Raw genomic sequence first — 21,740 nt, forward strand, 5'->3', positions numbered from 1 at the left:
TACCCCCATCTCGTCACTCTGACGATTTATGGTGGCCCTTGTGGTCGGGTTGTATCCCGTTGTATTCCGGGGGTCCATTTGTGCGGGCCCCCCTCTCTGGTGGCAGCATGGGCCGTGTGACCGCTCCCGCACCCCTAGAGATCGAAAAGACCGAGTCGGCGGAGGAGGTCTTCGCCGTACCCGAGCCCGACGTCCCCTGGGTCACCATCGTGCACAACGACCCGGTCAACCTCATGAGCTATGTGACGTATGTCTTCCAGACGTACTTCGGCTACACCAAGGACAAGGCCACCAAGCTCATGCTCGACGTCCATCACAAGGGCCGGGCGGTCGTCTCCAGCGGCACGCGCGAGGAGATGGAGCGCGACGTACAGGCCATGCACGGCTACGGTCTGTGGGCCACCCTTCAGCAGGACCGGAAGTAGCGGGCCGGAAGTCGTCGGACCGGCGGCCGTCGGACCGGCAGCAGCCCGAGCCCTCCCTGTAAACCGCGAGCAGGACCGGAAGTAGCGAACTCACTCCATGCCAGGACACTTCGAACCGCTCCCCGGCGGCGGCGCGGCCGTCGCGCTCGACGAGGTCGAGATCTCCATCATCCGCTCCCTCGCCGTACAGCTCCTGGAGCTCATCGGGCCCGGCCCCGCGGAGAACGCCCCCGACGACCCGCTCGCCGAACTCTTCGCGGAGGGCCCCAGCGAGCCGCCCTCCGACCCGGTGCTCCAGCGCCTCTTCCCGGACGCCTACGGCGGCCCCGACGTCGAGGCGTCCTCGCCGGAACAGGCCGAGGAGCAGCGGGCGTACTCCTCCGAGTTCCGCCGCTTCACCGAGAACGACCTGCGCGCCGGCAAGCGCGAGAACGCCCTCGCGGTGATCCGCTCGCTGGACGCCCTCACCACGGCGGGTGACGGCGGCGCGGTCCTCAAGCTCTCCCCCGGGGAGTCCGAGCAGTGGCTGCGCGCCCTCAACGACCTGCGCCTGGCGATCGGGGCCCGGCTGGACGTCGTCGACGAGGAGGACACCGACCTCCTCTACCGCCTTCCGGACGAGGACCCGCGCAAGCCGATGGTGATGGCGTACCTGTGGCTGGGCGGTCTCCAGGAGACGCTCGTCGAGACGCTGATGTCCTGATCGTCCGCCGAGATGCCCCGATCGGGCGCTGGGCGGGGAAACGGTCGTGTGCCCCGATCGGGCGCTGGGCGGGGAAACGGTCGTGTGCCCCGATCGGACGCTGGACATGTAAGCACCGGAAAGCCCTGATCAGGGGTTGGTTCAGGGTTCAATCGGTGTTCGCTCAGAGGACGCTCAGATCCGGATAACGATCCCGTCACCGTCGTGGCCTGCTATGTCCGGGTGAGTGCTGTTTGTCCGCTTCTCCTTGTGGCATGCCTTACATCACCCGCAGGCTGCCCATGTTGCGGCCGTGATAAATCTTCACGACCGCCCGACAGGACACCACCCAGGTCCGGTCGGGTGCGCCACCGAGCCGGCGACCGCCGGCCAGGCACAGCTCCATCACATCCGGGGGGATCGGAACCCGATCCGAAGCCAAGGGACTGGCTCGGACCGGCATGGAGAAAGGCGCACCACACATGACCTCATCGCAGGTCGACAAGACCGACGAGCCGCGTACCGGCAGTGAGGCCGTGGGCGGCGACGCCCCCGAAGAGGGGTACGAGCGCGGGCTCGGCAGTCGCCAGGTCCAGATGATCGCGATCGGCGGCGCCATCGGCGTCGGTCTCTTCCTGGGCGCCGGGGCGAACATCGCCAAGGCGGGGCCCAGCCTCATCTTCATGTACGCCCTCGCGGGCGTGATCATCTTCTTCATCATGCGGGCGCTCGGCGAGCTGCTCCTGTACCGCCCGGTCTCGGGCTCCTTCGCGGAGTACTCCCGCGAGTTCCTCGGCCCGTTCTTCGGCTACTTCACCGGCTGGACGTACTGGCTGATGTGGGTGGTCACCGGCATGGCGGAACTCACCGCCGCCGCGATCTACGTCCACTACTGGTTCCCGTCCATCCCCCAATGGGTGACGGCGCTGGTCTTCCTGATCGTCCTCTTCGTGGCGAACCTGATCTCGGTGAAGCTCTTCGGAGAGATCGAGTTCTGGTTCTCGATGGTCAAGGTCACCGCCCTGATCGGCATGATCGTGATCGGCCTCGGCGTCCTCACCTTCGGCTTCAGCTCGGCCGGTGACACGGCCTCCGTCGCCAACCTCTGGCAGTTCGACGGCTTCTTCCCCAAGGGCGTCGGCTCGTCCCTGATGACCCTCCAGGGCGTCATGTTCGCCTACCTCGCCGTCGAGCTCGTCGGCGTCACGGCGGGCGAGTCCGAGGACCCGGAGAAGACCCTCCCCAAGGCGATCAACACCCTCCCGTGGCGCATCGCGCTCTTCTACGTCGGCGCGCTCACGGTCATCCTCTGCGTCGTGAAGTGGACCGAGTTCGCCCCGGGCGTCAGCCCCTTCGTCGAGGCCTTCGCGAAGATCGGCATCCCGGCCGGCGCCGGCATCGTCAACTTCGTCGTCCTGACCGCCGCCCTGTCCTCCTGCAACTCCGGCATGTACTCCACGGGCCGCATGCTGCGCACCCTGGCGGACAACGGCGAGGCCCCCAAGGTCTTCAGCAGGCTCTCCTCGACCAAGACCCCGGCGATCGGCATCACCGTCTCCATGCTCTTCATGGGCATCGGCGTGATCCTGAACTACATCGTCCCGGAGAAGGCCTTCGGCTACGTCACCTCCGTGGCCACCGCCGCCGGCATCTGGACCTGGCTGATGATCCTGGTCAGCCACATCCTCTACCGCCGCGCGGTGGACGCCGGACGCCTGCCCGCCTCCTCCTTCCCGGCCCCCGGTGGAGCGAAGTGCAGCTGGATCGCGGTCGTCTTCCTGCTGTTCGTCACGGGCCTCATCGCGTACGACGCCGACTCCCGCGTCTGTCTGTACGTGATGGCCGGCTGGGCCGCGGCCCTGGCCATCGGCTGGTGGGTGCTCAAGACACGCAACCCCCAGGTCACCGAGCGCCGCGAGCCGGCGTTCGAGAAGGTCGGCTGACCTTCCCGGTTCAGCATGTGGGCCGCTGCGTACCACCCCTCGGTACGCAGCGGCCCTTCTGCTTATCCTGGCCGACATGCTGACCATCACCCAGGCCCTCGTCGACCAGATCGTCGCGCACGCGCGCCAGGACCACCCCGACGAGGCGTGCGGCGTCGTCGCGGGCCCGGCGGGCTCGGGCCGCCCCGAGCGCTTCATCCCGATGCTCAACGCCGCCCGCTCGCCCACGTTCTACGAGTTCGACTCCGGCGACCTGCTGAAGCTGTACCGCGAGATGGACGACCGCGACGAGGAGCCGGCGATCATCTACCACTCCCACACGGCGACCGAGGCATACCCCTCCCGCACCGACATCTCGTACGCCAACGAGCCCGGCGCGCACTACGTCCTCGTCTCGACGGCTGACGCGGACGACGCGGGTCCCTTCCAGTTCCGCTCGTACCGGATCGTCGAGGGAGAGGTGACGGAGGAGGAGGTCACGGTCGTGGACGCGTACTGACACCGCCCCGACTGCGCCCCGATCCTTTGCTCCCGCTCCGCTCCGATCCCGGACTTCGGGCAGAATTCATCCACCATCTGAGATCACACTCCGGGACCCGGACCGGGAATCGATACGATGAGCCCATGGTTTCCCAGGACGTGAGCGACAAGACGCCGGGCATGCTGCTCGTGGCGCGGCTGCACGTCGACCTGTGCAGGCTGCAGAGCGCCATCTGTACGCGCTGAACCCTGCCGCCGTACGGCCGTGAGCCACGGCTCCGCGGGGCCACCACCGGTGTCCCCCTGCCCTTCCCGCGCCGCCGCGCGCCCACCGACCTGACTTTTCCTTCCGACAGGAGCCCGCAACCATGGCCATCGAGGTCCGCATCCCCACCATCCTCCGCACCTACACCGGCGGCGAGAAGGCCGTCGAGGGCGGCGGCGCGACCCTCGCCGAGCTCTTCGCCGACCTCGAGACCCGGCACGCCGGCATCCAGGCCCGGATCGTCGACGACGGCCAGCTGCGCCGCTTCGTCAACGTGTACCTGAACGACGAGGACGTCCGCTTCCTCGACGGCATCAACACCAAGCTCACCGACGGCGACAACGTGACGATCCTGCCGGCCGTGGCCGGCGGCATGGTCTGATCGGCTGCTGATCGCTGATGCGCTACGACTCCCCGCTCGCCGCGGTGGGCAACACCCCTCTGGTGCGCCTGCCCCGCCTTTCGCCGTCCGCCGACGTCCGGATCTGGGCGAAGCTGGAGGACCGCAACCCGACGGGCTCGGTCAAGGACCGCCCTGCCCTCCACATGGTCGAACAGGCGGAGAAGGACGGCCGGTTGACGCCGGGCTGCACGATCCTGGAGCCGACGAGCGGGAACACCGGCATCTCGCTGGCCATGGCGGCGAAGCTCAAGGGCTACCGCATGGTGTGCGTGATGCCGGAGAACACCTCTCAGGAGCGGCGGGACCTGCTGGCCATGTGGGGCGCGGAGATCATCTCCAGCCCTGCGGCCGGCGGTTCCAACACCGCCGTGCGCGTCGCGAAGGAACTGTCGGCCGAGCACCCCGACTGGGTGATGCTCTACCAGTACGGGAACCCCGACAACGCGGGCGCCCACTACGCGACGACGGGCCCCGAGATCCTGGCGGACCTCCCCTCCATCACGCACTTCGTCGCAGGGCTCGGCACGACGGGCACCCTGATGGGCGTCGGCCGCTACCTCCGGGAGAACAAGCCGGACGTGAAGATCGTCGCCGCGGAGCCGCGCTACGACGACCTCGTGTACGGCCTGCGCAACCTGGACGAGGGCTTCGTTCCCGAGCTGTACGACGCGTCGGTCCTCACCTCCCGCTTCTCGGTCGGCTCCGCCGACGCGGTCACCCGCACCCGTGAGCTCCTCCAGCAGGAGGGCATCTTCGCGGGCGTCTCCACCGGGGCCGCGCTGCACGCCGCGATCGGCGTCGGCAAGAAGGCGATCGCCGCCGGGGAGTCCGCCGACATCGTCTTCGTCGTCGCCGACGGCGGCTGGAAGTACCTGTCGACGGGCGTCTACACCGCCGCGACCACAGAAGAAGCCATCGAAACCCTCCAGGGCCAGCTCTGGGCGTAGGCCGCAGGGGCGACGGCCCGGATGTTTCTCGCCCCCGCCGCCCCTACCCGCCCCCTCCCCCCTTGGGGGCTGCGCCCCCGGACCCCCGACCGGCCTGAAAGATGCGCGCCAGCGCTCACAAGGGGCGCGGGGAACTGCGCGACCAGCCCCCACCGGCCCGCAGCCGAAAGACCGGCGGAGGCGAGGGAGGGGCTCAGCCTGCCAAGTAGCGGACCTGGTCCCAAAGGACCGGATCCACTACTCCCACCCGCCGCCGAAACTCCCACAAGGGCACCTCGCGCAGCTCATCCGTCTCCAGGAAGCTCGCCCGCCCATGGGCATCGCCGACGGCACCCGGCGGCAACGGAATCACCCCGGCCCGATCGTCGTGGTACTTGCTCGTGATCTTCGCGACGGTCACCCGTTCGCCTCGCACGGCCAGCACCAGACACGGCCGGTCCTTCTCCCCGGGCCCGTCCTCGTAGGGAACCTTCGCCCACCAGATCTCCGCCGGCCGCGGCCGAGGTATCCGCGGCCGCTCCCGCCGCCCGGGCGGCCGAGTCCGACCGGCGGCCCGGTCTCCGCGGCGCTCTCGGCGCCCGCGGCGCCCACGGCGCCCCCAGCCGTCCACCAGCGTCGCGACCAGCGCGAGCAGCACCACGGCCGCCAACGCGAGCCACCAGGACGTGTCCATACCAAAGAAGGTACCGGCGTGCACTCCGCCTCGCCCCCCGCCCGCGGAACCCAGGCATCCGACCTCCGGTCGACCATCCATCCGAACCGGTGACACCACAGGTGAGTTCGCCCACAACAGCCCCTGGTGGAGGAGCGACCCGCCCTTTTGCGCCTTACGCTCGACGGACCGCACGACCCCCGTTCCCGTATCCGCAGCCGAGTACCTGCACCCCGCATCTACTCTCTGCACTTCCTGTCAGCGCGGAGGTTCCAGCTCTTATGAAGCTCACCGTCGTCGGCTGCTCGGGGTCGTTCCCGTCCGCGGAATCGGCCTGCTCGAGCTACCTCGTCGAGGCCGACGGCTTCAGGCTGCTTCTCGACATGGGCAATGGTGCCCTTGGCGAGCTGCAGCGCCACTGCGGTCTCTACGACCTCGACGCGATCTTCCTCAGCCATCTGCACGCCGACCACTGCATCGACATGTGCGCGTACTTCGTCGCGCGCTACTACCGCCACGACGGCGGCCGCTGCGACCCGCTCCCCGTCTACGGACCCGAGGGCACGGAACAGCGACTGACCACCGCGTACGCGGACACTCCCACCGCCTCCTCGATGAGCGAGGTCTTCGACTTCCACACCGTCAAACCGGCCACGTTCGAGATCGGCCCGTTCACCGTGCACACGGAGAGGGTGCGCCACCCCGTGGAGGCGTACGCCATCCGCATCGAGCACGGCGGGAAGTCGCTGACGTACTCCGGGGACACCGGTGTCACCGACGCGCTGGACGAACTCGCCCGGGACACCGACCTGTTCCTGTGCGAGGCCGCGTTCACGCACGGCAAGGAGAAGATCCCCGACCTGCACCTCAACGGCCGCGAGGCGGGCGAGAGCGCCGACCGCGCCGGCGCCCGTCGCCTGCTGCTCACCCACATCCCGCCGTGGACGGACCCCCGGATCAACCTGGCCGACGCCCGCGCGGTGTACCCGGGCCCCGTGGATCTGGCGACGCCCCGGGCGACGTACGAGATCTAGAAGCCGTCGCCGTCCGTACGTACGAAAGGGCCCCCGGAGGATTCTCCGGGGGCCCTCGGTCGTGTACGGGGGCTACTTGGCCTCCGCCTTCAGCAGCTCCGCCAGCTCCTCGTCGGACTCACGGCCCGGCGTGGGGAGGTTCCACTTGATGATCGCGAAGCGGAAGACCGCGTAGTAGACCACCCCGAAGCACAGACCCACCAGGACCAGGCCCCACGGATTGCTCGCGATGCCGAGGTTCAGACCGAAGTCGACCGCGCCCGCCGAGAAGCCGAAGCCGTCCTTCATGCCGAGCGCCCAGGTCAGCGCCAGCGAGACACCGGTCAGGACTGCGTGGATGGCGTACAGGACCGGCGCGATGAACATGAACGTGAACTCGATCGGCTCGGTCACACCCGTCACGAACGAGGTCAGCGCGATCGAGAGCATCATGCCGCCGACGACCTTGCGGCGCTCGGGCCGGGCGCAGTGCACCATCGCCAGGCACGCGGCCGGGAGGCCGAACATCATGATCGGGAAGAAGCCGGTCATGAACTGGCCCGCGGTCGGGTCGCCGGCCAGGAAGCGCGCGATGTCACCGCTCTTGCCGTGGTAGTCGCCCGCCTGGAACCAGGGGTAGGAGTTCAGCAGGTGGTGCATGCCGATCGGGATCAGCGCACGGTTGGCGACACCGAAGATGCCGGCGCCGACGGCCCCCGAACCGACCAGCTTCTCACCGAAGCTGTGCAGACCCGTGCCGAGGACCGGCCAGATGTAACCGAAGACGATGCCGATCAGCAGGCCCGCGAACGCGGACAGGATCGGGACGAGCCGGCGGCCGCCGAAGAAGCCCGCCCAGTCGGGCAGTTTGGTCCGGTAGAACTTCTGGTACAGCAGGGCGACGACTATGCCCATCACCACACCGCCCAGGACCTTGGCGTCCACGGGGGCGTTCACCATGACGACCTTGCCGTCGACGGCCGTGGCCACCTTCGGCAGGTTCTTGTCCGTGAACGTCGCCAGCACGTTCTTGAACACCAGGTAGCCGACCACCGCGGCGAGCGCCGTCGAGCCGTCCGACTTCTTCGCGAAGCCGATCGCGATGCCAACGGCGAACAGCAGCGCCATATTGTCGAGGATCGCGTTGCCGCCGGCCGTCATAAAGCCGGCGATCTTGGTGAAGAACGTGGGGAAGGACGGGCGTCCCAGCATGTCCGTGTTGCCGAGACGCACGAGGAGCGCGGCGGCGGGCAGTACGGCGACCGGCAGCATCAGGCTGCGGCCGATGCGCTGCAGGACAGCCATCGCGCCGGAGCCCTTCTTCTTGTCGGCCGCGGGAGCGGCGCTGGCCGTGGTCACAACTTCCTCCAGTGGACAAGGCGCCGCCCAGGGGACAAGGAAGGTGGGTGGGGACGGCGTGGTCTACACCACTCAGTGGTGTAGACCTGTTGTAGCACGGTGAAGGTGGGATAAGGAACCCGCAGATTTTGTGGCCCGGATCATAAAGGGACGAACCGGTTCCGGACGCGCCGAAGCCGCGCGACCAGCCCCCACCGGCCCGCGGATCGTCGACGAACCGCCTACGCCTTGGTCGTGTCCTCGTGCTCCTCCTCCGACTCCCGCCCCGGAGTCCTCAGATCGAACTTCGTGATCGCGAACCGGAAGATGACGTAATACACGGCCGCGAAGCACAGCCCGATCGGCACGACCGCCCACGGCCTGGTCGCCAGATGCCAGTTGATGACGTAGTCGATCAGCCCCGCGGAGAAGGTGAAGCCGTCGTGCACGCCCAACCCCCACGTCACCGCCATCGACACCCCCGTCAGCAGCGCGTGGATCGCGTACAGCACCGGCGCGACGAACAAGAACGAATACTCGAGCGGTTCCGTGATGCCCGTGACGAACGAGGTCAACGCGACCGACAGCATCAGCCCGCCGATCTCCTTGCGGCGCTCGGGCCTCGCGCAGTGCGTGATGGCCAGGGCCGCCGCCGGCAGCGCGAACATCATGATGGGAAAGAACCCGGACGTGAACTGCCCGGCGTTCGGATCGCCGGCCAGGAACATGTTGATGTCGCCGTGCACGACCGTCCCGTCCGGCGTGGTGTAGCTGCCGAACTGAAACCAGACCGGCACGTTCAGAAACTGGTGCAGGCCGATCACCAGCAGCGCCCGGTTGGCCACCCCGAAGACACCGGCACCCCAGTAACCCAGCCCCACCAGCCAGTCGCCGAAGTGCTCGAGACCCCGCCCCACCGGCGGCCAGACCCACAGACACAACGCCGCGAAGGCGACGGCCACGAACGCCATGATGATCGGCACCAACCGCCGCCCGTTGAAGAAGCCGAGCCAGTCGACCAGCCTGGTGCGGTGGTAACGCTGCCAGAAGTACGCGGTCATCAGCCCCATGACGATGCCGCCGAACACCCCCGGATTCTGGTACGTGAACGGCGCCACCGAAGAGTCGGCGGCCTGGCAGCCGATGTTCGTGAGCACCTTCGCCCCGCCCGGGCAGCTCACCGGGAACTGGCGCAGCACGTTGTAGTAGACGAGGAAACCGGCGACCGCCGCGAGCGCCGTCGACCCGTCCGCCTTCTTCGCCATACCGATGGCCACGCCCACGCAGAACAGCAGCGGCAGCCCGAGCGACCCGTCGAGCAGCGCGCCGCCCGCACCCCTCATCACCTTGGAGACGTTGTCCCAGCCGAGCCCCTCGGCGCCGAACACGCCAGGCTGGCCGAGTCCGATGAGAAGGCCCGCGGCCGGCAGCACGGCGATCGGCAGCTGGAGGCTGCGGCCCATCTTCTGCAGCCCCTGGAACAGCTTGTTCCAGCGGGCCCGTGCGGGCGCGGGGGCGCTGTCGGCACTCATGGGCGTCCTCCGGACGGGGCCGGGTTGGCGACTGCCCGCCCACTGGTGTAGACCAGTCGACGAACGGTTGCGCTGTCGTGAACGCCATCATTCGGTACGCGCGACATGGCCGCTCGCAAAGATGGGCCAACTGTGGGTTACTGCGACAAAGCGGTTCTGATCAGGGAGTAGGACATGGCCACGAAGGCTGAGAAGATCGTCGCCGGGCTCGGCGGCATCGACAACATCGAAGAGGTCGAGGGCTGCATCACCCGCCTGCGTACCGAGGTCGTGGACCCGAGCAAGGTCGACGAGGCCGCCCTGAAGGCCGCCGGCGCCCACGGCGTCGTCAAGATGGGCACCGCCATCCAGGTCGTCATCGGCACCGATGCCGACCCCATCGCCGCGGACATCGAAGACATGATGTGAACCGATGTGAACGCAAGGGGCACCCTTGAGCCCCCCACCTCACCTTTGAGGGGCCGCTTCCGCAACCGGAGGCGGCCCCTCAGCCGTATGCGGCTAGGCTCAACGTCATGTCTCGAATCGACGGCCGCACCCCCGAACAACTGCGCCCCATCACCATCCAGCGCGGCTGGAGCAAGCACGCCGAGGGCTCCGTCCTCGTCTCCTTCGGCGACACCAAGGTGTTCTGCACCGCCTCCGTCACGGAGGGCGTCCCGCGCTGGCGCAAGGGCAGCGGAGAGGGCTGGGTCACCGCCGAGTACTCCATGCTTCCCCGCGCCACGAACACCCGTGGAGACCGCGAGTCGGTCCGCGGCAGGATCGGCGGCCGTACGCACGAGATCTCCCGCCTCATCGGCCGCTCCCTGCGCGCCGTCATCGACTACAAGGCGCTCGGCGAGAACACCATCGTCCTCGACTGCGACGTCCTCCAGGCCGACGGCGGCACGCGTACGGCGGCCATCACCGGCGCGTACGTGGCGCTGGCCGACGCGATCACCTGGGCGCAGGCCAAGAAGCTGGTCAAGCCCGGCCGCAAGCCCCTGACCGGCACCGTCTCCGCCGTCTCGGTCGGCATCGTCGGCGGGATCCCCCTCCTGGACCTCTGCTACGAGGAGGACGTGAAGGCCGACACCGACATGAACGTCGTCTGCACCGGCGACGGACGCTTCGTCGAGGTCCAGGGCACCGCGGAGGCCGAGCCCTTCGACCGCAAGGAGCTCAACGCCCTGCTCGACCTCGCCGTCGCCGGCTGCGACGAGCTCGCGGTGATCCAGCGGGCGGCCCTCGAGGCAACCGCGGAATAACCCTTCGCGTTCTAAGGGGTACGGGCGTACGGTCCAGCCGTGCGCCCCCGTCGGCCCCCGCACGGGCCGAGCCGACCGCGCCACGGGGTCGACCACATGTCTGTCCACGGGGAGGGACCGTTCCATGGCCGCGCGCCACCGACGCCGCACAGCCGCATTCGCCGTCGCCGCCGTACTCGTCGCCCTGCCGGCGGCCGTGGGCTGCGACGCCGTCAACAAGGCCCTGGACTGTGTCCAGACCGCCGACTCCATCGCCGACAGCGTCACCAACCTCCAGCAGGCCGTGGAGAACGCGGCGAACGACCCGACGCAGACCGACGAGTCCCTCAACGCGATCGAGAACAACCTCGACAAGATCGGCGACAAGACGGACAACGCCGATGTCAACAAGGCGGTCGACGACCTGAACAAGGCCGTCGGCAACGTCCGTACGGCCATCAAGAACGGCGACAACACCCCCGACGTCAGCCTGGTCACCGACGCGGCCGGTGAACTGACGAAGGTCTGCACGCCGTAGCGACCGCCGGTCGGACCCCGGAAAGGGACTCGGCGATACTGATGGCCATGACCCGCCTGATCCTCGCCACCCGCAACGCCGGAAAGATCACCGAGCTGAAGGTGATCCTCGCCGACGCAGGTATCACCCACGACCTCGTCGGCGCGGAGGCCTACCCGGACATCCCCGACGTCAAGGAAACCGGCGTCACCTTCGCCGAGAACGCCCTCCTCAAGGCCCACGCCCTGGCCCAGGCAACCGGCCTGCCCGCCGTCGCCGACGACTCCGGCCTCTGCGTGGACGTCCTGAACGGCGCCCCCGGCATCTTCTCCGCCCGCTGGGCGGGACGGCACGGGGACGACCGCGCGAACCTGGACCTTCTCCTCGCCCAGCTCTCGGACATCTCCGACGAACACCGGGGCGCCCACTTCGCCTGCGCGGCGGCGCTCGCCCTGCCGGACGGCACGGAGCGGGTCGTCGAGGGACAGCTGAGGGGTACGTTGCGCCACGCCCCGACCGGCACGAATGGCTTCGGCTACGACCCTATCCTCCAGCCGGAGGGGGAGAAGCGGACGTGCGCGGAGCTCTCTGCCGAGGAGAAGAACGCGATCAGCCACCGGGGGAAGGCGTTCCGGGGGCTGGTGCCGGTGGTTCGGGAGTTGTTGGGCTGAGAGCGCCCACGAGAACGGCCTGCGTATCTTTCGATTCGCAGGCCGTTTGCTGTGCGGCGGAAGGGATTCGAACCCTCAAGCCGTTTCACGGGCCACAGATCCTAAGTCTGCTGCGTCGCCGTTGCGCCACCGCCGCTAGCCGCCTGCCATCGTACCGGGAGTCGCCCGCAGCCTTCTGCCTCCCCTGCACCAGATGCTCGTGATCGCGTGGCAGTTGGGGCACAGCAACCGCAGATTCTCACGCCGGTTGTCATGCCGGTCGCCGTCGATGTGATCGACTTCCAGCGTCATGGGCCTGCCGAGCCACACGGGGCCGACTCCGCACCTCGCGCACTGCTCAAGGACGCCGACTGCACAGAGCGCCCGCCGCAATCGGGAGGTCTTGATCCGGTGCGTGCCGCTGTGGCATACCAAAACATCCTCGGGGCGTCGGGTGGTCGCGGTCTGCTTCCCCCGCTGATGTGCCTGGCCGAGAAAATGCGTGGTCGCAAGGTGATTCTCGGCGATCCACTTGCGCAGCTTCGCGCGCTGGGCACCGTTATTCGTGCGCCCCAGGCGGCGCAGCACTTCTGTGATCGAGAACGATTCGGCGACCGCCGCTCGCAACTCGTCGGGCGCGGGCCGGGCGTGCCTGCCGCAGGGGCGGAAATGTGAGATGTCGATGCCGAAGTCGGCGAATCGCTTGGTGAGGTACCGGCGGAGATTCGCATACGGTTCGGTGCCGAGGAAAGCGATGACCTCATCGATGTCGGAACACCGTTCGGCGGCTTCCGACAGTCGCTCGCGGGTGTACTGCGCGCCGCTGCCCATCAGGCGCCGTCCCTGACGCGCCGCATGCCCCCTCCTCGGTAACTGTCCGTCGTGGAGTGGCAGTTGGGGCAGAGGAACCGAAGGTTCTCGATCCGGTTGTTGCGCCAGTTGGCGTCGATGTGGTCGATCTCGAGCGGGAGTGGTTCCTCCAGCCAGACCGGTTCGATACCGCACAGGGCGCAGCGCTCCTCTACACCCAGCTCGCGCATTGCCCTTTTGAGTCGTTGGCTCGGGATACGCCTGGCGTCCGCCGACGCGTCCTCGACGAGGATCTCCTCGGCGGTGCGGCGACGCTGGTTGTACCTCATTCGCTCGGTTCGGACCACGGGCGTGAAGTGAGAGGTGTCGATCCCGCATGCCTTGATGCGTCGAGCGATGTTGGTGTGGTGGCCGCCTACGGTACCGAGTCCGAGTCGCCGCAAGACCTCGTTGACGCTCGTCGACACGACGACCACCGATTCAAGGATCTCCCTGGTCCACTTGGCGCCTTCGCGCTCGAGTGGGAGGTGTCCACCCCCAGCTTCTTCATGCGCTCACGGATGTAGTTCCGCTTCGAACTCGCCCGGAACGGAGGGGAATCGGATGGACACGTCCGGCTTTCGGTGCTGTGCTGCGGAGGGGGTGTCTCAGTGCCCCGACGTCACCTTCAGGCCCACCACCGCCACCAGGAGCAGGCAGACGAAGAAGATGCGGGCGGCGGTCGCCGGTTCGCCGAGGACGAGCATGCCCAGTACCGCCGCGCCGGCCGCGCCGATGCCGACCCAGACGCCGTAGGCGGTGCCGATGGGGAGGGACCTGGCGGCGTAGGAGAGCAGGACCATGCTCGCGATGATGCCCGCGCCGGTGAGGACGCTGGGGACGAGGCGGGTGAAGCCGTCGGTGTACTTCATGCCGACCGACCAGCCGACTTCGAGCAGACCGGCGACGAGCAGCAGGATCCAGGCCATGAGAGGCACCTCCGTGAGTGGTCAACAGGGGTGCGTCGTCTTTGCCTGGGAGCTTTTTCGCTCTCCGCCCGGTACGGCGCGTCTCGTCGGGGTCCTTCCAGCGCCTTCCACGGTAGCAAAGCACAGGCAAAAGGGGCTGGTGACCATGGTCACCAGCCCCGTCGGATCCGCTACGTCCTACAGATACAAGCCGGTCGAGTCCTCGGAGCCCTCGAAGCGGTCCGCCGCCACGGCGTGCAGATCGCGCTCGCGCATCAGCACGTACGCGATTCCCCGCACCTCGACCTCGGCCCGGTCCTCGGGGTCGTAGAGGACACGGTCGCCCGGTTCCACCGTCCGTACGTTCTGTCCGACCGCGACGACCTCGGCCCAGGCGAGGCGCCGCCCGACGGCCGCCGTCGCGGGGATCAGGATGCCGCCGCCGGAACGCCGCTCGCCCTCGGCGGCGTCCTGCCGCACCAGCACGCGGTCGTGCAGCATCCGGATGGGCAACTTGTCGTGGTGGGGGGTCTGCTTGTCCCGATTGGCGCTCACATCCAGAACCTACCTGCCTTTGAGCCGTTGTCAGCGCTTGCGTCGTCGTGAGCCCGCCACCACCAGGCCCACGACCCCGACCGCGACGAGTGCGAGGGGCACGATGCGCTCCAGGCGTGGCGCGCCGTCCTCGGTGACGAGCTGCCCCTTCACATCGCCGACCACCCGGTTGACGCCGACGTAGGCGCGGCCGAGCGTGTGGTCGATCTGGGAGGCGACCTTGGCCTTGGCGTCCCCGACGATCGTCTTCGGGTGGACGCGCACGCCGATCTCGTCGAGCGTCTCGGCGAGTGTTTCGCGGCGGCGCTTGATGTCCGCCTCGATCTGCGCCGGAGTCCTGGTATCCGACGTCCTCGACGTATCCGACACCGCGCTGCCTCCGTGGTCGTGTTCCGATCTTTGTCTCTGTGCCGCCGACAGTCTGTCAGCTCGGGCCGCCGCTCACCCCTCGGCACCCCCATTACGCTCGTTCCCGTAGTTCCGTAAGCATTCACCCCGGCCACGTGAGGTTCCGATGAGCGAGCGACTCCAGCCCGGCGACACCGCCCCCGCCTTCACCCTGCCCGACGCCGACGGCAACGAGGTCTCCCTCGCCGACCACAAGGGCCGCAAGGTCATCGTCTACTTCTACCCGGCCGCCCTGACCCCCGGCTGCACGAAGCAGGCCTGTGACTTCACGGACAACCTCGACGTGCTGGCCGGTGCCGGGTACGACGTCATCGGCGTCTCCCCGGACAAGCCCGAGAAGCTCGCCAAGTTCCGCGAGAAGGAGTCCCTCAAGGTCACCCTGGTCGGCGACCCCGACAAGACCGTCCTGGAGGCGTACGGCGCCTTCGGCGAGAAGAAGCTGTACGGCAAGACGGTCGTCGGCGTCATCCGCTCCACGGTGATCGTGGACGAGGAGGGCAAGGTCGAGCGGGCGCTGTACAACGTCAAGGCGACCGGCCACGTGGCGAAGATCATCAAGGATCTGGGGATCTGAGCTTCCCGAAGCTGCCGGCCCCCTGTCCAGGCGCGGGTCACTGTTTTCGTGACGTCAGTGCGCCCAGTGGCCCCGCTCCCGCGGTCGTCCCCGCCGTACCGCCGCCGTCCGTGGTCCCGCCCGACGGGGCCGCGGTGTCGCCGCCGGTGGTGGTGCCCGCGTCCGTCGTGCCGCCGCTGGTCGTCCCGTCGGTCGTGCCGCCCCCGGTGGTGGTGCCGCCGTCGGTCTGGCCCTGCGTCTCCCCTTCGGTCTGACCTTCCGTCTGGCCCTGGGTCTGGCCGTCGGTCTGTCCCTGGGTCTGGCCCTGCGTCTGATCCGAGGGCGGGCTCTGGGAGGCCGTCCCGCCGGTGGTCTGGCCCCCGTTGTCCTGGCCGCCGGTGCCGGGGGTCTGGTCGGTGGTGCCGGTACTCGGGAGCTGCTGCTCCTCCGCGCCCGGCTGGAGCTGCAGGTCGAAGTCCTTCGCGCTGCTGCCCTTGAGCGCGGCCTTCGTGTACTGCGCCCAGATCTGCGCAGGGTAGCCGCCGCCGTTGATGCGGGGCTGGCCGAGGGCGCCGTAGAGGGACTCGTGGGTGCCGGTGTCGGGGTCCTGGCCCATGACGGAGACGACGGTGGCGAGGTCGGGGGTGTAGCCCGCGAACCAGGCCGCCTGGTCCTCCTCCGCGGTGCCGGTCTTGCCCGCGGCGGGCCGGCCGGCGGCCAGCGCTGCGGTACCGGTACCGCCCTCGACGACGCTCTGCAGGATGGACGTCGTGGTGTCGGCGGCCTCCCGGGGCACCGCCTGCTCGGTGTCCTGCGTGGGCAGGCTCACGGCCGACGTGCCGTCCTTGGTGACCTTCTCGACGAGCGTGTACGTGCCGTGCTTGCCATGGTTGGCGAGGGTCGCGTACGCCTCCGCCATGTCGAGGACGCTGGCCGTGGACGGGCCGAGCGCGATGGACGGGGTGCCGGTCAGGTCGGGGGTGGTGGAGGGGATGCCGAGGGCTTCGGCGGTCTGCTTGACCCTGCCGGGGCCGACGTCGACGGCCATCTGCGCGTACACGGCGTTGACGGACTTGTCGGTGGCGGTGCGTACCGTGATGGGCCCGTACGAGATGTTGTCCTCGTTCTCGGGCGCGTACGAGCCGCCGTTCCAGCCCTGCACGGGGCGCTTGTTGGTGCCGTCGTAGACCGTGTTCGGGGTGATCGCGCGGCCGTCCTGCGTCTGCGAGCCGTTCTGCACGGCCGAGGTGAAGACGAACGGCTTGAAGGTGGAGCCGACCTGGTAGTCACGGCGTGTCGCGTTGTTGACGTACTGCTTGGTGTAGTCGATGCCGCCGTACATCGCGACGACCTTGCCGGTGGCCGGGTCGATGGAGACGCCGCCGGCGCGGACGTACCGGTCGACCTTGCGGTTCTTCTTGTCGAGGTTCGACATCACCTGGTCGTCGACGGCCTTCACGAAGGCGTTCTGCCGGGACTTCTGGAGCGTGGTCGTGATGCGGTAGCCGCCGGTGGTCAGGGTGTCCTCGTCGATGATCTTGTTCGAGACGAGGTAGTCCTTGACCGCCTGCACCAGGTAGCCGCGCTGGCCCGACATGGCGGCGGCGACCACTTCCTGCTTGGGCTGCGGGAACGTGACCTTGGCCCGGTCCGCCCGGGTCAGCCAGTTCTTCTTGACCATGCCGTCGAGGACGTACTTCCAGCGGGCGACGGCCGCGGACTTGTTCTCGGGGTGCGCGACCACGTCGTACTCGCTCGGCGCGTTCAGGAGCGCGGCGAGGTAGGCACCCTGACCGAGCGTCAGGTTTTTGGCGTCGACGCCGTAGTACGCCTGGGCGGCGGCCTGGATGCCGTACGCGTTGCGGCCGTAGTAGCTGGTGTTGAGGTAGCCCTCGAGGATGTCGTCCTTGCTCTTCTGGCGGTCGAGCTTGATGGAGATGAAGAACTCCTTCACCTTCCGCGTGGCGGTCTGCTCCTGGCCCAGGTAGTAGTTCTTCACGTACTGCTGGGTGATCGTCGAACCGGACTGCTTGCCCTTGCCGGTGACGGTGTTCCAGCCGGCGCGGATCATCGCCTTGGGGTCGACGGCCGACTCGGTGTAGAAGTCGCGGTCCTCGGCGGCGAGCGCCGCGTGCTGGGCGTCCTTCGAGATCTCAGCGAGCGCCACGTTCTCGCGGTTGACCTCGCCGTCGCGGGCGAGCTGGCTGCCGTCCGCATACAGGTAGACGTTGCTCTGCTTGGTCGCGGCGGCGTTCGCGGGCGGGATCTTGACCAGGTAGTAGCCCAGTGCGAACAGGCCGATCAGGAGCAGTATCGCGCCGACGAGCGTGCCGAGCACCATCCGCCAGGTCGGGATGAGCCGCCCCCAGCCCGTCCGCTTCTGCCTGGGCGTCTTCCCCGGCTTGCCCGGCGTGTCCGTCCCAGCCGGACCGTCCGGTGTGCCGTCGCTGTCCGGCCCGCCCGGTGCCGCTTGAGGCGCCGGTTCCGGTTCCTTCGGGGCCCAGCCCTGGCTGCTCTGCTGCGGCTGCGGCTTGTCACTCATCTGTTCGCCGGACTCCTGTTTCGCATCGTACGTTCCCGTACGCCCTCATACGCCTGGTGCGCCCCCTGATGAAGACTGTCGCACCAAGCGTTCCGTTCCCGGATCCCGGCACGTGTCGCGCCTGAAAATGCCTGGCAGGCGAAGCCGGGCGGGGCTAGGCTCCTGCGCTTCGGCCACAACGGCCCTTTTGACGCAAGGAGGACATCCTCGTGGGGACAGGGCGGTTGTACACGGCCGTCGCGGTGGGCGGGTTCCGGCGCTACGCCACGTATCGGACGGCGACGGCGGCGGGGGTGTTCACCAACACCGTCTTCGGGCTGATCCTGGCGTACGTCTTCATGGCCCTGTGGGACGAGAAACCGCACCTCGGCGGCTATGACCAGGCCCAGGCCCTCACCTATGTGTGGCTCTCCCAGGCGCTGCTCATGGCGATGGCGACGATGGGCGGCGGCTTCGAGGACGAGTTGATCGAGCGCATCCGTACGGGTGACATCGCGATCGACCTGTACCGGCCCGCCGACCTCCAGCTGTGGTGGCTGTCCCAGGACGCGGGGCGGGCCATGTTCCATCTGCTGGGGCGCGGAGCGGTGCCCCTGGCGTTCGGCGCGCTCTTCTTCGAACTGGCGCTCCCCGCCGACCCGCTGACCTGGATCGCGTTCCTGATCGCGGTCGCGCTCGGAACAGTCGTGAGCTTCTCGCTCCGCTATCTGGTGGCCCTGTCCGCGTTCTGGCTGCTCGACGGGGCGGGCGTGGCGCAGATGTCCATGATCGCGGGTGTCTTCTGCTCGGGGATGCTGCTGCCGCTGAACGTCTTCCCGGGCGCGCTGGGCGAGGTCGTACGCGCCCTGCCCTGGTCGTCCCTGGTCCAGGGCCCCGCGGACGTCCTGCTCGGCACCGCGGACCCCCTCGGCACGTACGTCTTCCAGGCGTCCTGGGCGCTGGGGCTCCTGGCCCTGGGACGACTGATCCAGTCGGTGGCGACACGGAGGGTGGTGGTGCAGGGTGGCTGACTCGGCGGAGGCAGCGGAAACCGCACGGGGCTCCAGGGACTCGGTCTCCTCCCGGGAGCCGGCGGCTTCGGCGGTGCTGGGTGCGCCGCAGGGGACGTATGCCCGCGTGCGGGAGGGATTCCGCGCCTACCGGATGATCGCCGGGATGTGGATCCGTTCCACGATGGCCTACCGCGCCTCCTTCGCGATGACCACCTTCGGGAACTTCGCGGCGACCGCCCTCGACTTCGTGGCCGTCCTGCTGATGTTCTCGCGGGTCGACCGGATCGGCGGCTACAGCCTGCCCGAGGTCGCCTTCCTGTACGGCATCTCGGCCACCTCCTTCGGGATCACGGACCTGGTGGTCGGCTCGATGGACCGGCTCGGGCGCCGGGTGCGCGACGGCACCCTCGACACGCTCCTCGTACGCCCCGTCCCCGTACTCGCCCAGGTCGCCGCCGACCGCTTCGCGCTGCGCCGTCTCGGCCGGGTCACCCAGGGGCTGCTGGTCCTCGCGTACGCGATCGCCGTGCTCGACATCGACTGGACGCCGCTCAGGCTGCTCATGGTCCCGTTGATGCTGCTCTGCGGCGCCGCCATCTTCGCGGCCGTGTTCGTGGCGGGCGGAGCCTTCCAGTTCGTCGCGCAGGACGCCTCCGAGGTGCAGAACTCCTTCACGTACGGCGGCACCACGCTCCTGCAGTACCCGCCGACCGTCTTCGCCAAGGACCTGGTGCGCGGGGTCACCTTCGTGCTGCCGCTGGCCTTCGTGAACTGGCTGCCCGGGCTGTATGTGCTGGGCCGGCCCTATCCGCTCGACCTGCCGACCTGGATCGCCTTCACGCCGCCCCTGATCGCGGCGGGCTGCTGCGCGCTGGCGGGGGTCGCCTGGCGGGCGGGACTTCGTTCGTATCGCAGCACGGGGAGTTGAACCGACATGGAAACAGGCCTGATGACGGACCCGGTCAGGGATCCGGTGGGCGACTTCATCGAACTCGACGGCGTCGAGAAGGTCTTCGACGTCCGCAAGAAGACCGGCTTCCTGCGCAGCGAACGGCGCCAGGTACGGGCCGTGGACTCCCTCTCCTTCACCGTGGCGCGCGGTGAGATGGTCGGCTACATCGGTCCGAACGGCGCGGGCAAGTCGACCACCATCAAGATGCTCACCGGCATCCTCACCCCGAGCGCCGGCCGGCTGCGGGTCGCGGGCATCGATCCGTCCCGCGAGCGCACCCGGCTCGCGCGGCGCATCGGGGTCGTCTTCGGGCAGCGTACGACCCTGTGGTGGGACCTTCCGCTGATCGACTCCTACCGGCTGATGCACCGCATGTACCGGATCCCGGACGCCCGTTACCGTGAGAACCTCGACCGCTGTGTCGAACTCCTGGACCTGGAAGCCCTGTTGGACGTGCCGGTGCGTCAGCTCTCGCTGGGGCAGCGGATGCGCGGCGACATCGGGGCGGCGCTGCTGCACAACCCCGAGGTCCTCTACCTCGACGAACCCACCATCGGCCTCGATGTGATCAGCAAGGCCAAGGTCCGTTCCTTCCTGCGGGACCTGAACGCCGAGCGCGGTACGACGGTGCTGCTGACCACGCACGACCTCACCGACATCGAGCAGCTGTGCCGGCGGGTGATGGTCATCGACCACGGGCGGCTGATGTACGACGGTCCGCTGACCGGGCTGCACGAGGTGGGGGAGAGCGAGCGGACCCTCGTGGTCGACCTGGAGCGGGAGCTTCCGCCGATCGAGGTGGACTCGGCGCGGGTGGTGAAGGTGGAGGGGCCCCGGCAGTGGCTCGCCTTCCCCGCGGCGGCGTCGGCGGCGGAGCTGGTGGCGCGGATCGCGGCCGAGTTCCCCCTGGTGGACCTCTCGGTGCGGGAGCCGGACATCGAGGCGGTCATCAGCCGCATGTACGCGGAGAAGGCTCTCTCGTAGGCTGAGTCCCATGACCGAGGATGCGCCTTCCAGGGGAAGCGACGACCAGCGACCGACGCCGCCGGACCCCGGATCCCCGAGCCCGGAGCTCCGGGCCTCCGACGCCGATCGTGAACGAGTCGCCGAACAGCTGCGGGACGCCCTCGCGGAGGGCCGTCTCGACATGGAGGAGTTCGAGGAGCGGCTGGAAGCGACGTTCAAGGCACGGACGTACAGCGAACTGGCGCCGCTCACCCGCGATCTGCCGGGCGCGCACGCCGCGGCCCCGGTCTCCATGGTCAAGCAGCCCGAGGAGAGCGGGAGTTGGGCGGGGCGGATCGTCGGCGGCGAGGGCTCGTCCTCGTGGGGTGTCGCGATCCTGTCGGGCTTCGAGCGCAAGGGCCGCTGGACGGTTCCGAGGCGCTTCAACTCCTTCGCCTTCATGGGCGGCGGTGAGATCGACCTGCGTGAGGCGAACTTCGCGGACCGCGAGGTCGTCGTCAACGCCGTCGCCGTCATGGGCGGCGTGAACGTCATCGTGCCGCCCGGCGTCGAGGTCGTCGTCCGCGGCATCGGCATCATGGGCGGCTTCGACCACCGCGAGGAAGGGCGGCCCGGGGACCCCGGCGCCCCGCGCGTGATCGTCACGGGGTTCGCCTTCTGGGGCGGCGTCGGCGTGGAGCGCAAGCTGACCCGTGCCGAGCGGCTGCGCCTGAAGGAGGAGCGCCGCCAGGAGAAGCTGGAGCGCAAGAGCGCCCGCAGGGAACTGGAGGGTTCACGGCGGGACGGCCTCGGCGACATGTTCGACGCCCTGGACGAGGCCCACGACCTCATCCGCGAACGCCACGAGGAACGCAGGGAGCGCCAGGAGGAGCGCCGGGAACGGCACCGGGAGCGCAGGGACGAGCGGCATCGGCGGAGGCACGGCGGCTTCTAGTTCCC

Annotated in this window: 25 protein-coding genes, 1 tRNA gene and 1 pseudogene; 17 read left to right on the forward strand and 10 right to left on the reverse strand. The window is 68.8% G+C overall.

The window, feature by feature from the left end; all coding sequences use genetic code 11:
• Nucleotides 1–107 precede the first annotated feature (107 nt).
• The 7 genes from clpS (at nucleotide 108) to ACIRA5_RS29390 (ending at nucleotide 5,145) form a co-directional block, all read left to right on the forward strand.
• Nucleotides 108–425, forward strand: coding sequence for an ATP-dependent Clp protease adapter ClpS (gene clpS / locus ACIRA5_RS29360; RefSeq protein WP_054229692.1), 318 nt, complete (start codon nucleotides 108–110; stop codon nucleotides 423–425).
• A 97-nt stretch (nucleotides 426–522) separates the two neighbouring features.
• On the forward strand, nucleotides 523–1,128 hold the full coding sequence (locus ACIRA5_RS29365) for a DUF2017 domain-containing protein (RefSeq protein WP_403695467.1): 606 nt from the start codon (nucleotides 523–525) through the stop codon (nucleotides 1,126–1,128).
• Nucleotides 1,129–1,589: 461 nt separating this feature from the next.
• Complete coding sequence (locus ACIRA5_RS29370; protein WP_403695470.1) at nucleotides 1,590–3,050, forward strand: amino acid permease; 1,461 nt, start codon at nucleotides 1,590–1,592, stop codon at nucleotides 3,048–3,050.
• Nucleotides 3,051–3,126: 76 nt separating this feature from the next.
• Nucleotides 3,127–3,549 (forward strand): Mov34/MPN/PAD-1 family protein, encoded by a 423-nt coding sequence (locus ACIRA5_RS29375; RefSeq protein WP_403695472.1) that lies wholly within the window; start codon nucleotides 3,127–3,129, stop codon nucleotides 3,547–3,549.
• Nucleotides 3,550–3,674: 125 nt separating this feature from the next.
• The gene (locus ACIRA5_RS29380; RefSeq protein ID WP_312638615.1) at nucleotides 3,675–3,776 is read left to right on the forward strand and encodes a putative leader peptide; all 102 of its coding nucleotides are present in this window, start codon (nucleotides 3,675–3,677) and stop codon (nucleotides 3,774–3,776) included.
• Nucleotides 3,777–3,898: 122 nt separating this feature from the next.
• Nucleotides 3,899–4,177: a MoaD/ThiS family protein gene (locus ACIRA5_RS29385; protein ID WP_054229696.1), complete on the forward strand. Its 279-nt coding sequence runs from the start codon at nucleotides 3,899–3,901 to the stop codon at nucleotides 4,175–4,177.
• 17 nt (nucleotides 4,178–4,194) lie between these two features.
• On the forward strand, nucleotides 4,195–5,145 hold the full coding sequence (locus tag ACIRA5_RS29390) for a cysteine synthase (protein WP_352049042.1): 951 nt from the start codon (nucleotides 4,195–4,197) through the stop codon (nucleotides 5,143–5,145).
• 193 nt (nucleotides 5,146–5,338) lie between these two features.
• On the opposite strand, the gene ACIRA5_RS29395 is transcribed toward ACIRA5_RS29390, so the two are convergent.
• Nucleotides 5,339–5,818: a type II toxin-antitoxin system PemK/MazF family toxin gene (locus ACIRA5_RS29395; RefSeq protein ID WP_403695476.1), complete on the reverse strand. Its 480-nt coding sequence runs from the start codon at nucleotides 5,816–5,818 to the stop codon at nucleotides 5,339–5,341.
• Nucleotides 5,819–6,078: 260 nt separating this feature from the next.
• Between ACIRA5_RS29395 and ACIRA5_RS29400 the strand changes: the two genes are divergently transcribed.
• On the forward strand, nucleotides 6,079–6,831 hold the full coding sequence (locus ACIRA5_RS29400; RefSeq protein WP_403695478.1) for an MBL fold metallo-hydrolase: 753 nt from the start codon (nucleotides 6,079–6,081) through the stop codon (nucleotides 6,829–6,831).
• A gap of 72 nt (nucleotides 6,832–6,903) precedes the next feature.
• Here ACIRA5_RS29400 and ACIRA5_RS29405 read toward each other — a convergent pair whose 3' ends face one another.
• A complete protein-coding gene (locus tag ACIRA5_RS29405) occupies nucleotides 6,904–8,169 on the reverse strand; it encodes a PTS transporter subunit EIIC (RefSeq protein ID WP_403695480.1) in 1,266 nt (421 codons plus the stop codon).
• Between the two features lie 221 nt (nucleotides 8,170–8,390).
• The gene (locus ACIRA5_RS29410; RefSeq protein ID WP_403695482.1) at nucleotides 8,391–9,680 is read right to left on the reverse strand and encodes a PTS transporter subunit EIIC; all 1,290 of its coding nucleotides are present in this window, start codon (nucleotides 9,678–9,680) and stop codon (nucleotides 8,391–8,393) included.
• Between the two features lie 174 nt (nucleotides 9,681–9,854).
• Here ACIRA5_RS29410 and ACIRA5_RS29415 point away from each other — a divergent pair, with 174 nt between their 5' ends.
• From ACIRA5_RS29415 to rdgB, 4 genes are all read left to right on the forward strand, one after another.
• A complete protein-coding gene (locus ACIRA5_RS29415) occupies nucleotides 9,855–10,088 on the forward strand; it encodes a glucose PTS transporter subunit EIIB (protein WP_030569190.1) in 234 nt (77 codons plus the stop codon).
• A 107-nt stretch (nucleotides 10,089–10,195) separates the two neighbouring features.
• Nucleotides 10,196–10,930 carry a ribonuclease PH gene (gene rph, locus ACIRA5_RS29420; RefSeq protein WP_403695485.1) on the forward strand — a complete coding sequence of 245 codons (735 nt, stop codon included), beginning with the start codon at nucleotides 10,196–10,198 and terminating at the stop codon, nucleotides 10,928–10,930.
• Between the two features lie 124 nt (nucleotides 10,931–11,054).
• Nucleotides 11,055–11,447 carry a hypothetical protein gene (locus tag ACIRA5_RS29425; RefSeq protein WP_403695487.1) on the forward strand — a complete coding sequence of 131 codons (393 nt, stop codon included), beginning with the start codon at nucleotides 11,055–11,057 and terminating at the stop codon, nucleotides 11,445–11,447.
• Nucleotides 11,448–11,494: 47 nt separating this feature from the next.
• Complete coding sequence (gene rdgB, locus ACIRA5_RS29430; RefSeq protein ID WP_403695490.1) at nucleotides 11,495–12,097, forward strand: RdgB/HAM1 family non-canonical purine NTP pyrophosphatase; 603 nt, start codon at nucleotides 11,495–11,497, stop codon at nucleotides 12,095–12,097.
• Between the two features lie 52 nt (nucleotides 12,098–12,149).
• Here rdgB and ACIRA5_RS29435 read toward each other — a convergent pair.
• The 6 genes and pseudogenes from ACIRA5_RS29435 to ACIRA5_RS29460 all read right to left on the reverse strand — a co-directional run bounded on the left by ACIRA5_RS29435 (nucleotide 12,150) and on the right by ACIRA5_RS29460 (nucleotide 14,757).
• A tRNA-Leu gene (locus tag ACIRA5_RS29435) sits at nucleotides 12,150–12,233 on the reverse strand.
• Nucleotides 12,233–12,907: an HNH endonuclease gene (locus tag ACIRA5_RS29440; protein WP_403695493.1), complete on the reverse strand. Its 675-nt coding sequence runs from the start codon at nucleotides 12,905–12,907 to the stop codon at nucleotides 12,233–12,235. The genes ACIRA5_RS29435 and ACIRA5_RS29440 overlap by 1 nt, the downstream gene beginning before the upstream one ends.
• Nucleotides 12,907–13,466: pseudogene (locus ACIRA5_RS29445) on the reverse strand (HNH endonuclease signature motif containing protein); the annotation flags it as partial. The gene ACIRA5_RS29440 and the pseudogene ACIRA5_RS29445, both read right to left, overlap by 1 nt.
• Nucleotides 13,467–13,533: 67 nt before the next feature.
• Nucleotides 13,534–13,854 carry a quaternary ammonium compound efflux SMR transporter SugE gene (gene sugE / locus ACIRA5_RS29450; protein ID WP_403695495.1) on the reverse strand — a complete coding sequence of 107 codons (321 nt, stop codon included), beginning with the start codon at nucleotides 13,852–13,854 and terminating at the stop codon, nucleotides 13,534–13,536.
• A 177-nt stretch (nucleotides 13,855–14,031) separates the two neighbouring features.
• Nucleotides 14,032–14,334: a co-chaperone GroES gene (locus ACIRA5_RS29455; protein WP_187285621.1), complete on the reverse strand. Its 303-nt coding sequence runs from the start codon at nucleotides 14,332–14,334 to the stop codon at nucleotides 14,032–14,034.
• An 84-nt stretch (nucleotides 14,335–14,418) separates the two neighbouring features.
• Nucleotides 14,419–14,757 carry a DUF3618 domain-containing protein gene (locus ACIRA5_RS29460; protein ID WP_403695497.1) on the reverse strand — a complete coding sequence of 113 codons (339 nt, stop codon included), beginning with the start codon at nucleotides 14,755–14,757 and terminating at the stop codon, nucleotides 14,419–14,421.
• A 145-nt stretch (nucleotides 14,758–14,902) separates the two neighbouring features.
• Between ACIRA5_RS29460 and bcp the strand changes: the two genes are divergently transcribed.
• Nucleotides 14,903–15,370, forward strand: coding sequence for a thioredoxin-dependent thiol peroxidase (gene bcp, locus ACIRA5_RS29465; RefSeq protein ID WP_067379715.1), 468 nt, complete (start codon nucleotides 14,903–14,905; stop codon nucleotides 15,368–15,370).
• A 37-nt stretch (nucleotides 15,371–15,407) separates the two neighbouring features.
• Here the strand turns inward: bcp and ACIRA5_RS29470 are convergent, their stop codons facing one another.
• Nucleotides 15,408–17,891, reverse strand: a complete 2,484-nt coding sequence (locus tag ACIRA5_RS29470; protein WP_403695500.1) for a transglycosylase domain-containing protein — start codon at nucleotides 17,889–17,891, stop codon at nucleotides 15,408–15,410.
• Between the two features lie 209 nt (nucleotides 17,892–18,100).
• Between ACIRA5_RS29470 and ACIRA5_RS29475 the strand changes: the two genes are divergently transcribed.
• The 4 genes from ACIRA5_RS29475 to ACIRA5_RS29490 all read left to right on the forward strand — a co-directional run bounded on the left by ACIRA5_RS29475 (nucleotide 18,101) and on the right by ACIRA5_RS29490 (nucleotide 21,735).
• A complete protein-coding gene (locus ACIRA5_RS29475) occupies nucleotides 18,101–18,901 on the forward strand; it encodes an ABC-2 family transporter protein (protein WP_164404877.1) in 801 nt (266 codons plus the stop codon).
• A gap of 133 nt (nucleotides 18,902–19,034) precedes the next feature.
• Complete coding sequence (locus ACIRA5_RS29480) at nucleotides 19,035–19,811, forward strand: ABC transporter permease (RefSeq protein ID WP_403695848.1); 777 nt, start codon at nucleotides 19,035–19,037, stop codon at nucleotides 19,809–19,811.
• A gap of 6 nt (nucleotides 19,812–19,817) precedes the next feature.
• Complete coding sequence (locus ACIRA5_RS29485; protein ID WP_403695503.1) at nucleotides 19,818–20,819, forward strand: ATP-binding cassette domain-containing protein; 1,002 nt, start codon at nucleotides 19,818–19,820, stop codon at nucleotides 20,817–20,819.
• Between the two features lie 10 nt (nucleotides 20,820–20,829).
• On the forward strand, nucleotides 20,830–21,735 hold the full coding sequence (locus tag ACIRA5_RS29490; protein WP_403695506.1) for a DUF1707 domain-containing protein: 906 nt from the start codon (nucleotides 20,830–20,832) through the stop codon (nucleotides 21,733–21,735).
• The last annotated feature ends 5 nt before the right edge of the window (nucleotides 21,736–21,740 follow it).

It is taken from the genome of Streptomyces sp. NPDC096311, from assembly GCF_044763085.1.
In the GTDB taxonomy this organism is placed as follows: domain Bacteria; phylum Actinomycetota; class Actinomycetes; order Streptomycetales; family Streptomycetaceae; genus Streptomyces.

Excerpts from the sequence above, each read along its gene's own strand:
- rdgB (WP_403695490.1), top strand. The coding sequence starts at position 11,495 with ATGACCCGCCTGATCCTCGCCACCCGCAACGCCGGAAAGATCACCGAG.
- ACIRA5_RS29480 (WP_403695848.1), top strand. The coding sequence starts at position 19,035 with ATGATCGCCGGGATGTGGATCCGTTCCACGATGGCCTACCGCGCCTCC.
- ACIRA5_RS29375 (WP_403695472.1), top strand. The coding sequence starts at position 3,127 with ATGCTGACCATCACCCAGGCCCTCGTCGACCAGATCGTCGCGCACGCG.
- ACIRA5_RS29490 (WP_403695506.1), top strand. The coding sequence starts at position 20,830 with ATGACCGAGGATGCGCCTTCCAGGGGAAGCGACGACCAGCGACCGACG.
- ACIRA5_RS29390 (WP_352049042.1), top strand. The coding sequence starts at position 4,195 with ATGCGCTACGACTCCCCGCTCGCCGCGGTGGGCAACACCCCTCTGGTG.
- ACIRA5_RS29365 (WP_403695467.1), top strand. The coding sequence starts at position 523 with ATGCCAGGACACTTCGAACCGCTCCCCGGCGGCGGCGCGGCCGTCGCG.
- ACIRA5_RS29415 (WP_030569190.1), top strand. The coding sequence starts at position 9,855 with ATGGCCACGAAGGCTGAGAAGATCGTCGCCGGGCTCGGCGGCATCGAC.
- ACIRA5_RS29385 (WP_054229696.1), top strand. The coding sequence starts at position 3,899 with ATGGCCATCGAGGTCCGCATCCCCACCATCCTCCGCACCTACACCGGC.
- ACIRA5_RS29455 (WP_187285621.1), bottom strand. The coding sequence starts at position 14,334 with ATGCTGCACGACCGCGTGCTGGTGCGGCAGGACGCCGCCGAGGGCGAG.
- clpS (WP_054229692.1), top strand. The coding sequence starts at position 108 with ATGGGCCGTGTGACCGCTCCCGCACCCCTAGAGATCGAAAAGACCGAG.
- ACIRA5_RS29440 (WP_403695493.1), bottom strand. The coding sequence starts at position 12,907 with ATGGGCAGCGGCGCGCAGTACACCCGCGAGCGACTGTCGGAAGCCGCC.
- rph (WP_403695485.1), top strand. The coding sequence starts at position 10,196 with ATGTCTCGAATCGACGGCCGCACCCCCGAACAACTGCGCCCCATCACC.
- ACIRA5_RS29470 (WP_403695500.1), bottom strand. The coding sequence starts at position 17,891 with ATGAGTGACAAGCCGCAGCCGCAGCAGAGCAGCCAGGGCTGGGCCCCG.
- ACIRA5_RS29395 (WP_403695476.1), bottom strand. The coding sequence starts at position 5,818 with ATGGACACGTCCTGGTGGCTCGCGTTGGCGGCCGTGGTGCTGCTCGCG.
- ACIRA5_RS29485 (WP_403695503.1), top strand. The coding sequence starts at position 19,818 with ATGGAAACAGGCCTGATGACGGACCCGGTCAGGGATCCGGTGGGCGAC.
- ACIRA5_RS29400 (WP_403695478.1), top strand. The coding sequence starts at position 6,079 with ATGAAGCTCACCGTCGTCGGCTGCTCGGGGTCGTTCCCGTCCGCGGAA.
- sugE (WP_403695495.1), bottom strand. The coding sequence starts at position 13,854 with ATGGCCTGGATCCTGCTGCTCGTCGCCGGTCTGCTCGAAGTCGGCTGG.
- ACIRA5_RS29410 (WP_403695482.1), bottom strand. The coding sequence starts at position 9,680 with ATGAGTGCCGACAGCGCCCCCGCGCCCGCACGGGCCCGCTGGAACAAG.
- ACIRA5_RS29425 (WP_403695487.1), top strand. The coding sequence starts at position 11,055 with ATGGCCGCGCGCCACCGACGCCGCACAGCCGCATTCGCCGTCGCCGCC.
- bcp (WP_067379715.1), top strand. The coding sequence starts at position 14,903 with ATGAGCGAGCGACTCCAGCCCGGCGACACCGCCCCCGCCTTCACCCTG.
- ACIRA5_RS29370 (WP_403695470.1), top strand. The coding sequence starts at position 1,590 with ATGACCTCATCGCAGGTCGACAAGACCGACGAGCCGCGTACCGGCAGT.
- ACIRA5_RS29380 (WP_312638615.1), top strand. The coding sequence starts at position 3,675 with ATGGTTTCCCAGGACGTGAGCGACAAGACGCCGGGCATGCTGCTCGTG.